The sequence below is a fragment of the Nonomuraea turkmeniaca genome (assembly GCF_005889735.1).
In the GTDB taxonomy this organism is placed as follows: Bacteria; Actinomycetota; Actinomycetes; order Streptosporangiales; family Streptosporangiaceae; genus Nonomuraea; species Nonomuraea turkmeniaca.
Window position 1 is genome coordinate 1 of sequence record NZ_VCKY01000339.1, and the last position, 8929, is coordinate 8929.

Here is an 8929-nt window from a genome sequence, read left to right on the forward strand (position 1 = left end):
GTCGTGGACCTGGCCAGGATCAACGCCGGCCTGCCGCCGCTGATGCCCCGGCACAACACCCTGCACCCAGAGGGCCGCCGGCCGCTGGGGCAGCTCACCGCGCTGTGGTTCGAGGAGGGCGACGGGGTCGCCCTGTACGAGGACGACGACCTGCTGGCGGTCATCCCCGGCTGGGCGGACATGAGCAGGGGCATGCCGGGGTACGCACGGGACGCGGTGGGCGAGTCGCCGTTCGCGTGGGCGCTGTCGGAGGCGCTCGAAGGGCTGGAGCCCCGCATCACCAATGCCAGGTCCTACTGGCGCTGGCGGCACAGTGAGGGGTCGTGGCCGTCGTTCCAGCAGTTCGTGATGGGGCATCTGGACCGGGTGCTGGGGCCGGCGGGCAGGTACTGGGACGCCAGCGGCGAGCGGCTGCCGACCGTCGGGATCACCGAGCGCCCGCCGCACGGCAAGCGCGACTTCACCGTGCTGTCCACGGTCGGGATGAGCTGTCAGCGGATGCCGACGGTCGAGCAGTGGATCGACAAACCGGGCGCGTACGCCAGGATCGAGCTGGCCGTGGCCACCCGCGAGGACCCCAGGGACGCGGCGCTGCTGCTGGTGTGGTTGTCACAGTACCCGTGGCACTCGGTGACCTGGCTGGGCCACGGGCACACGGCGAAGTGGTATCACGAGCCGTCGACGTTCCCGCTGGGGCCGCAGTACTCCGGCGTGCTGATGCAGGCCGACGTCCCCCACATGCCCAACATGTCAGGATTCGCCTTCGGCGGAGAGGCCGTGCGGTGGCTCTGGCTGACCCCCGTCACCAGGGAGACCCTCGAGGCGCAGCACCGCTAGAAGAACGCACCGCTGGAAGCACAGCACAGCACCGCTGGAAGAACGCACCGCTGGTAGCGCTGCGCGGCACCGCTAGAAGAACACCGTCATGAGCAACCAGACCGGCACCAGCGTCGTCACCAGCGAGTCGAGCCGGTCCATGAGCCCGCCGTGGCCGGGCAAGATCGTTCCCAGGTCCTTGATTCCGAGATCGCGCTTGATCATCGACTCGATGAGGTCACCCACGGTCGCCAGCAACGCCGCCAGCGCGCCGATCAGCGCCCCCTGCCAGAGCTCCCCGCCGAGCAGCCACGTCACCAGCCACGCCCCGACCGCCGTGCAGGCGATGAGCGAGCCGGCGAAGCCCTCCCAGGTCTTCTTCGGGCTGATGGCGGTCATCCGGTGCCTGCCGAACAGCACGCCCGCGATGTACCCGCCGATGTCGCTGGCCACGGTCACCGCGATGAAGATCACTACTCGGTGGTCCCCGTCGTCCGCCCGCAGCAACATGGCCACGAACGCCGACAGCAGCGCGGGATAGAACAGCGTGAACACCGACGCCGTCGCGTCGCGCACGTACCCTTCCGTGCCGTCGCTGAACATCCGCCAGATCAGCAGCACGAACGCGAATATCGCGAAGGTGGCGAGCAACCAGACCGGCCCGCCCCAGTACGCCGCCGCCTGCATCACCGCCAGGCCGCCGAGCACCGGCACAGCCGGCACCTTGATGTCCCGGGTGGCGAACGCCCGGGTCAGCTCCACCACGCCGACGCCCACGGCGCCCACGACCACCAGGAGGAACAGCTCCTTGATCGTGTACAGGGAGCCGATGACCAGCGCGCCCAGCACCACGCCGACGCCGATCGCGGCAGGCAGGTTCCTTCCGGTACGGCTGCCGCCGCTCGGGCTGGTGCCAGCCGTACGTTCTTCCACAGAGTTCTCCATGTGCCACGGCCCCCGCCGGGGGCGAGGGCCGTAGGTGCCAGACCCGCTGTCCGCGGCAGCCCGCGGCCGGCTTCGCAGCCGGCCTCCGAACGCGGTCCGCCGTGCGGCGCGCCACTCAGACCTCGAGCAGCTCGGTTTCCTTGTGCTTGAGCAGCTCGTCGATCTTGGCGACGTGCTTCTGGGTGAGGTCGTCGAGCTCCTTCTCGGCCCGCCTGACCTCGTCCTCGCCCGCGTCGCCATCCTTGATCATCTTGTCGAGGATCTCCTTGGCCGAACGGCGGATGTTGCGGATGGAGACCTTCGCGTGCTCGCCCTTGTTCCTGGCGACCTTGATGTACTCCTTGCGGCGCTCCTCGGAAAGCTCCGGGAACGTCACGCGGATCACGTGGCCGTCGTCCGTCGGGTTGACACCGAGGTCGGAGTCGCGGATGGCCTTCTCGATCGCGCCCATCGAGCTCTTGTCATAGGGCTGGATCAGCACCATGCGCGCCTCGGGCACGTGGAACGACGCCAGCTGCTGGATCGGCGTCGGCGTGCCGTAGTACTCGGCATTGATCTTGTTGAACATCGATGGGGTGACGCGGCCCGTCCGGATGCTCGCGAAGTCCTCCTTCGCGACCGAGACGGCCTTGTCCATCTTTTCCTCGGCTTCGAGGAGGGTTTCGTCGATCACAGCGGCTCCCTGTCGTCATCTAGCTGCCGGTGTCGGGCTCGCTCCGTCATTTCCCTGCGGGACTCACCAGCGTGCCGATTTTCTCACCGCGCACGGCTCGCAGGATGTTGCCCTCGCCCATCAGGTCGAAGACCACGATCGGAAGATCGTTGTCCTTGCACAGGCTGATCGCGGTGGCGTCCATGACCGCGAGGTCGCGCAGCAGCACCTCGCCGTAGTCGAGATGGTCAAACCTGACCGCATCAGGATTCTTCCGTGGATCGGAGTCGTAGATGCCGTCCACCTGCGTGCCCTTGAGCAGCGCCTCGGCGCCGATCTCCAGGGCCCGCTGGGACGCCGCGGTGTCGGTGGAGAAGAACGGCGAGCCGAGCCCCGCGCCGAAGATGACCACGCGCCCCTTCTCGAGGTGCCTGATCGCACGTCGCGGCAGGAACGGCTCCGCCACCTGCTGCATGGTGATCGCGGTCTGCACACGCGTCTCGACGCCCCGGCGCTCCAGGAAGTCCTGCAGAGCCAGGCAGTTGATGACCGTGCCGAGCATGCCCATGTAGTCGGCCCTGGCCCGGTCTATGCCGCCTTGCGACAGGGTGGCACCGCGGAACATGTTGCCGCCGCCGACCACGACGGCGACCTGCACGCCTTCACGTACCGCTTCTGCGATCGAGTCGGCCAGGTGATCGACGACACCCGGGTCGATGCCGAGCGGCTCGCTGCCGGCGAACGCCTCGCCCGACAGCTTCAACATCACCCGCTTCCACCTCAGGTGGTTGGGCGGGATTGGAGATGAGGAAGCCGCCGCCCGTGTGGATTCGTGGGCTGACTCCCGGTGGTCCTGCACGGCGGCGGCCTCCTTCATTCGGTGGATCGTGGGGCTGGGTGGCTTGCCTGAGCCGTTGAGCCGGTGGCTGACGGTGGCTTGCCTAAGCCTAAGCCTGGCCGACCTTGAAGCGGACAAAGGCGAGGACCTCGACGCCGTTCTCCTCGGCGTACTTGCCGACGCTCTTCTTGTTGTCCTTGACGAACGCCTGCTGGAGCAGCGTGAAGTCCTTGTACCAGCCGTTGACCCGGCCCTCGACGATCTTGCCGATCGCCGCCTCGGGCTTGCCCTCCTCGCGGGTCATCTCCTCGAAGAGCTTGCGCTCCTTCTCGACGACCTCGGCCGGCACCGAGTCGGCCTTGAGGTACTGCGGGGCCATGGCGGCGGCGTGCTGCGCGATGTCCTTGGCGACGTCGGCGTTCGGCTTGTCCAGCTGGACCAGCACACCGACCGCAGGCGGCAGCGCGGGGTCGGTCTTGTGCATGTACGCACCGATGTAGCCGCCCTCGAGCACCGTGAAGCGGCGGATCTCGATCTTCTCGCCGAGCGCAGCGTTGGCGATGTCCAGGTGCTCCTTGACGGACTTGCCGTCGAAGGAGGACTCCAGCAGCGAGGCCACGTCGGCCGGCTTGGTCTCCAGGACGTGCGCGACGACCTGGCCGGCCAGCTCCTGGAAGCGCTCGCCCTTGGCCACGAAGTCGGTCTCGCAGTTGAGCTCGAGCAGCGCGGCGGAGGAGTCGCCGTCCTGCTTGAGCGCGACGAGGCCGTTGGAGGCGGTGCGTGCCTCGCGCTTGCCCACGTCCTTGGCGCCCTTGAGGCGCAGCAGCTCGATGGCGCGGTCGAAGTCGCCCTCGGACTCCTCGAGCGCCTTCTTGCAGTCCATCATGCCGGCAGCGGTGATCTCGCGAAGCCGCTTGACGTCGGCCATGTTCACGGAAGCCATTGCTCTTATTCCTTGTGGGATTTCGTCGTCGTGGGATTCGTCGTCGTGGATCGGGTGAGCGCCGGGTATCCGGTCACCCACCCTCGGTCGGTACGGCAGGCGCGTGCCGTACGAGAGCCTTGCCTTGCTCGGGCCGGGTCGGCTTCGCCGCTGCTCCGCTGGCACACTGCCCAGCCTCGCCGCGACCTACCACCTGAGCTCGGCACCACCATCGGCATGGCCTCCGGCGCGCCGTGGCGGGAGCTCCGCGACCGGAACTCACCACCGCAGCCAAGCGCTGCCCTGCCTCAGCTGATCGCCTCGGCCTGGCCGGTCATCCTCCGCTCGGTGCGCCGGTCCGGCCGCATCACCGCGCCCCTGGTCTGGCTTACCGCCTGACCATGGCGCCGTGCGGCCCGGCTCGCCGGTCGCAGCTCAGCCGTTTGCCCAGTCAGGACACGTGCCTTGCGCATCGCCCAGCCGATCGGTGATTAGCCGTTATTCAGATGTCGGGTCGCGTTGCCTTGCCTGCCCTCACCCGAGCCCGTGGAAGAACCGCGGCCGCAATCGTGACCTTTGGTTGTCACCATCAGGTCAAACCTGCGGCTCGCGGTCCTCACAGTCGCTCGGATCAGGCCTGCTGCTCGGTCTCGCCCTCGGGGGCAGCCTCCTCGGCCGGAGCAGCCTCCGCCGTAGCGACTTCCGCCGGAGCAGCCTCCGCCGTGGCGGCTTCAGCCGGAGCGGCTTCAGCCGGAGCGGCTTCAGCCGGAGCGGCTTCGGCCGGAGCAGCCTCCGCCGTAGCGACCTCGGCCGGAGCGGCCTCTTCGGCGACGGCCTCGGCCGGAGCGGCCTCGTCAGCCGCACGCTCGCCAGTGCCCTGCTCGATGAGCTCGCGCTCCCACTCGGCCAGCGGCTCGGCGGCGGCCGGCTTCTCGTCACCGCGGGCGGCGCCGGAGCGGGCCATCAGACCGGCCGCGACACCGTCGGCGACGACCCTGGTCAGCAGGCCGACGGCGCGGATGGCGTCGTCGTTGCCCGGGATCGGGTAGTCGACCTCGTCGGGGTCGCAGTTGGTGTCGAGGATCGCGACGACAGGGATGCCAAGCTTCTTGGCCTCACTGATCGCGATGTGCTCCTTCTTGGTGTCGACGATCCACACCGCGCTGGGCACGCGGCCCATGTCGCGGATGCCGCCGAGCGTGCGCTCGAGCTTGTCCTTCTCACGACGGCGCATGAGGAGCTCCTTCTTGGTGAGCCCCGAGGCCGCGACGTTGTCGAAGTCGAGCTCCTCGAGCTCCTTCAGACGCTGCAGCCTCTTGTGCACGGTGGAGAAGTTGGTGAGCATGCCGCCCAGCCAGCGCTGGTTGACGTAGGGCATGCCGACCCTCGAGGCCTGCTCGGAGATGGCCTCCTGAGCCTGCTTCTTGGTGCCGATGAACAGAATCGTGCCGCCGTGGGCGACGGTCTCCTTCACGAAGTCGTACGCACGATCGATGAAGGAGAGCGACTTCTGCAGGTCGATGATGTAGATGCCGTTGCGCTCAGTGAAGATGAAGCGCTTCATCTTCGGGTTCCAGCGCCGGGTCTGGTGACCGAAGTGAACGCCGCTCTCGAGCAACTGTCGCATAGTGACGACGGGGGCCATCTGCTGGTCCTCCAGGTCTGGGCGCCCTGCGGATGGGCGCGGTTCTCGGTTGTGCCGCGGCAGCACGTCGGCTGCCGCCCTGATGCCCCGAACCCGCTCCAGCCGGGCAATGAGCCCGGACCGATGGCGCGGTCCGCGGTGGGACATGCGAAGTCGGCCTGTGGTCACAGGCCACCGAAAAGTCTACCTCCCACACCGCCCCAGGCTGACCGTCTGAGGTCAAACGGACATTCCGCGCCTCAAGCAGTGCGTACGGGTGCACCGTCCGGCAGGGGTGCGAGCCTCCGCCGGCGATCAGCGCGCGTCGTGATCCTCAGTGGGCAGCCCGGGAACCGGCCTCTTCGCGACGGGGAAAAGATTGACCTGCACCTCGGCGATCCTCGCTCCGCTCGGCGTGTCCTTCTCCGCTCGGCGACGGGCGGCGTACGGCTCGATGAGCTTCTGGATCGCCTCGTTGAGCCGCACCATCTCCTCGACATCGACCCTGATCAGCGTACGGTTGAACCGGGTCGCGTCGCGCCACTCCGCCGGCTCCTTGTCGACGTCGGCCAGCGCCCGGTCGGCCTCCTCGTTGGCCTGGCGCCGGGACGCCATCATCAGCTGCACCTTTGCGTCCCGGACGTCCGGTAGGTCGCCGGGCAGGACCCCGATGCGGATCGACCGATCGACCGGCTGCCACAACCGCTCCCTGCCGTCGCCCCGCGGCGGCGCATCCTCGACGAAGCCGTACTTGGCGAGCATTCGGAGGTGATAGCTGGCCGCGCTGGGCGTGATGCCGGCGATCTCCGCCACCTCGGTGGCGGTGGCGCTGCCCTCGACGCCCAGCCTGTTCAGGATCATCAGCCGCGCCGGGTGTGCCAGTGCCCGCATCGCCTTGGGATCACTGAGCGCGTCGCTGTCCCGAGTCATGCGCCAAAGGTACCGTTCCCAGGCGAGTTGGCCGGTGGTGGCCAACGCGTCGTGAACCGGGCCCGGATCGGGTCCCGGTGCATCCCGAACGGTCCTTGGGTGCGTGGGGCAGCGCGTGCTGGCCGCCCGGGCGCCTGTGGGCCTCGCCGCCCCCCGGGGGGGCGTGCCTGCGGGTCTCGCCGCCCCTGTGGGCGTGCCTGCGGTCCTGGGCGGGCTCGCGCTCCCGTGCGCTGACGGGTGGCAGCAGGCGGCCTGACCGGTAGCTCTCCGCGCCGCCATCCCCTGGTGGCGGGTGGTCACACCTGGCGGACGCCGGATCCCGTGTCCGAAGGCGCGTCGTCCGATCGCCACCGCAGCACCATGATGCCTGTGACCGTGTCCCGCCTGGTGTTCTGCTTGGTCTGCTGCAGGAGCGGGCGTTGCCGGTGCCGGCCGCCCCACTTGCTGGTGCAGGCGGGATCGACGGCGATCACGCGCAGGCCACGGTGGTAGGCCATGCCGCGCAGCCGCTCCCGAAAGCGTGCAGTGGGGATACCGGCCACGGTACGGCGGAAACTCTTGCCCCGCCATCCGCGTCCCATCGTCTCCCGGCCGGTGGCACGGACGTGGTCGAAGCCCAGGTTCTCGATCGCGACCCCGGCGCAGCCATGCGGGCCGGCGAGGTGGATCAGCTCGCCGATCGTCTGCCGCAGCCGCCCGTCGCGCTGGGAGGCGGGGCCGGTCAGCACGGTCGGGATCGTGATGGGCTGGCCGACTGGGTGCCGCAGGCGTCGACGACGCATGCGGCCAGGTGGTCGGCGTTGAGGTCCACGCTCGGCAACCGCGCCCCGGACGCGGCCGACCCGTGCGGGGACGGCAGTGCCGGGCTGTCGGCGGCCGGCACACAGGGATCAGCTTCCTATCCGCCCTCTGATCCGAGGTATTGCCTTCAGAACTATGAAGGGTTACCTTCATAAATTGTGAAACAAACCCTTCACAACCCATCAGGCAGCCAAACCGAACGGCCGCCCCTCCGCAGGCAACGCGACTACCGCCTCCTCTGGACGGCCCGGACCATCTCGATCACCGGCTCCGAGGTCTCCAAGCTGGCCATTCCCCTGACCGCGGTGACCCTGCTGACCGCCTCCCCAACCCAGATGGGATTGCTGACCGCAGCGGCCTCGGTGCCCGCCCTCCTGTTCGGCCTCCAGTCGGGCGCCATCGCCGACCGGCTCAGACGGCACCGCCCGCTCATGATCGCTTGCGAGCTGGTCTCCTGCGCGGCGGCCGCCACGGTCCCTCTGGCCTGGTTACTCGGCCTCCTGAACGTCACCTGGCTGATCGCCGTAGCCCTGGTGATCGGCACGGCCGGCGTGCTCTTCAAAGCGGCGAACTTCCCCCACCTCGCGACGGTGGTGCCGCCCGCGCAGCGCACGGAGGCGATGGCCGGCTTCCACGCCTCCTACTCGGTCGCCTCTGTCGGCGGCCCCAGCCTGGCCGGCCTCCTGGTCCAGTTCCTCACCGCCCCCGTGGCCGTACTGGCGGAGGCACTGTCATTCCTCGCCTCGGCACTCATGCTGCGCGCCATCCGCACCCCGGAGCGGAACGAGCCCGCCCATTCCCGGGGCATGTGGCACGACGTCACGGCGGGCCTGCAAGCCGCCCTCACCCATCCGGTGCTCCGTGCCCTGCTGGCCGCGGGCGTCACGATCAACTTCTTCGCCATGGCGTACACGGCCGTCTACATGCTCTACATGGTGAACACCCTGGGCATCCCCAAGGGCATGATCGGCGCCCTCATCGCCCTCAACGGCGTGGGCGGCCTCCTGGGCGCCTGGATCACGACCCGCCTGTCCAAGCGCTACGGCGAGAACCGCATCCTCCTGGCGACAGTCATCTTTTTCCCCATAGAAATCCTGGCGGTGGGCCTGCTGACCGGACCTCTCTGGTGGAAACTCTCCCTGCTGGCCGTCACCGGGACGATCACGGGCGGCATAGTGGTGGCCTTCGCGACCTGCATGGGCACGATCATCCTCCGCGAGACCTCCCCGGAACTCCGCGGTCGTGTGAACGCCACCACGACCTTCGCCGTCCAAGGCGTCCTGGCCCTGGGCGGCCTGGCCGGAGGCGTCGCAGCCGACTTCTTCGGCCTGCGCCCGGTCATCCTCCTCTGTGCGGCCGGCATATCCCTGAGCACCATTTGGATCTGGACCTCCCCCCTAC

The 8929-nt window shown here is 68.8% G+C and carries 10 protein-coding genes; 3 read left to right on the forward strand and 7 right to left on the reverse strand.

Annotated features, from left to right (window positions below; all coding sequences use genetic code 11):
- A partial coding sequence (locus tag ETD86_RS50100) for a suppressor of fused domain protein (RefSeq protein WP_138673673.1) occupies positions 1-837 on the forward strand: 837 nt, incomplete at its 5' end.
- 72 nt (positions 838-909) lie between these two features.
- On the opposite strand, the gene ETD86_RS50105 is transcribed toward ETD86_RS50100, so the two are convergent.
- The 4 genes from ETD86_RS50105 to tsf form a co-directional block, all read right to left on the reverse strand.
- The gene (locus ETD86_RS50105; RefSeq protein ID WP_246149455.1) at positions 910-1749 is read right to left on the reverse strand and encodes a phosphatidate cytidylyltransferase; all 840 of its coding nucleotides are present in this window, start codon (positions 1747-1749) and stop codon (positions 910-912) included.
- Between the two features lie 127 nt (positions 1750-1876).
- On the reverse strand, positions 1877-2434 hold the full coding sequence (frr, locus tag ETD86_RS50110; RefSeq protein WP_138673675.1) for a ribosome recycling factor: 558 nt from the start codon (positions 2432-2434) through the stop codon (positions 1877-1879).
- A gap of 46 nt (positions 2435-2480) precedes the next feature.
- Positions 2481-3179 (reverse strand): UMP kinase, encoded by a 699-nt coding sequence (pyrH, locus tag ETD86_RS50115; RefSeq protein ID WP_241563775.1) that lies wholly within the window; start codon positions 3177-3179, stop codon positions 2481-2483.
- 181 nt (positions 3180-3360) lie between these two features.
- Complete coding sequence (gene tsf, locus ETD86_RS50120) at positions 3361-4194, reverse strand: translation elongation factor Ts (protein ID WP_138673676.1); 834 nt, start codon at positions 4192-4194, stop codon at positions 3361-3363.
- 12 nt (positions 4195-4206) lie between these two features.
- On the opposite strand from tsf, the gene ETD86_RS50125 reads away from it, so the two are divergent.
- A complete protein-coding gene (locus ETD86_RS50125) occupies positions 4207-4572 on the forward strand; it encodes a hypothetical protein (RefSeq protein ID WP_138673677.1) in 366 nt (121 codons plus the stop codon).
- Positions 4573-4804: 232 nt separating this feature from the next.
- On the opposite strand, the gene rpsB is transcribed toward ETD86_RS50125, so the two are convergent.
- The 3 genes from rpsB to ETD86_RS50140 form a co-directional block, all read right to left on the reverse strand.
- Positions 4805-5818: a 30S ribosomal protein S2 gene (gene rpsB / locus ETD86_RS50130; protein WP_138673678.1), complete on the reverse strand. Its 1014-nt coding sequence runs from the start codon at positions 5816-5818 to the stop codon at positions 4805-4807.
- Between the two features lie 294 nt (positions 5819-6112).
- A complete protein-coding gene (locus ETD86_RS50135; RefSeq protein ID WP_138673679.1) occupies positions 6113-6727 on the reverse strand; it encodes an ArsR/SmtB family transcription factor in 615 nt (204 codons plus the stop codon).
- Positions 6728-7023: 296 nt separating this feature from the next.
- Positions 7024-7509 (reverse strand): hypothetical protein, encoded by a 486-nt coding sequence (locus ETD86_RS50140; protein WP_138673680.1) that lies wholly within the window; start codon positions 7507-7509, stop codon positions 7024-7026.
- 177 nt (positions 7510-7686) lie between these two features.
- Between ETD86_RS50140 and ETD86_RS50145 the strand changes: the two genes are divergently transcribed.
- A partial coding sequence (locus ETD86_RS50145; RefSeq protein ID WP_246149456.1) for an MFS transporter occupies positions 7687-8929 on the forward strand: 1243 nt, incomplete at its 3' end.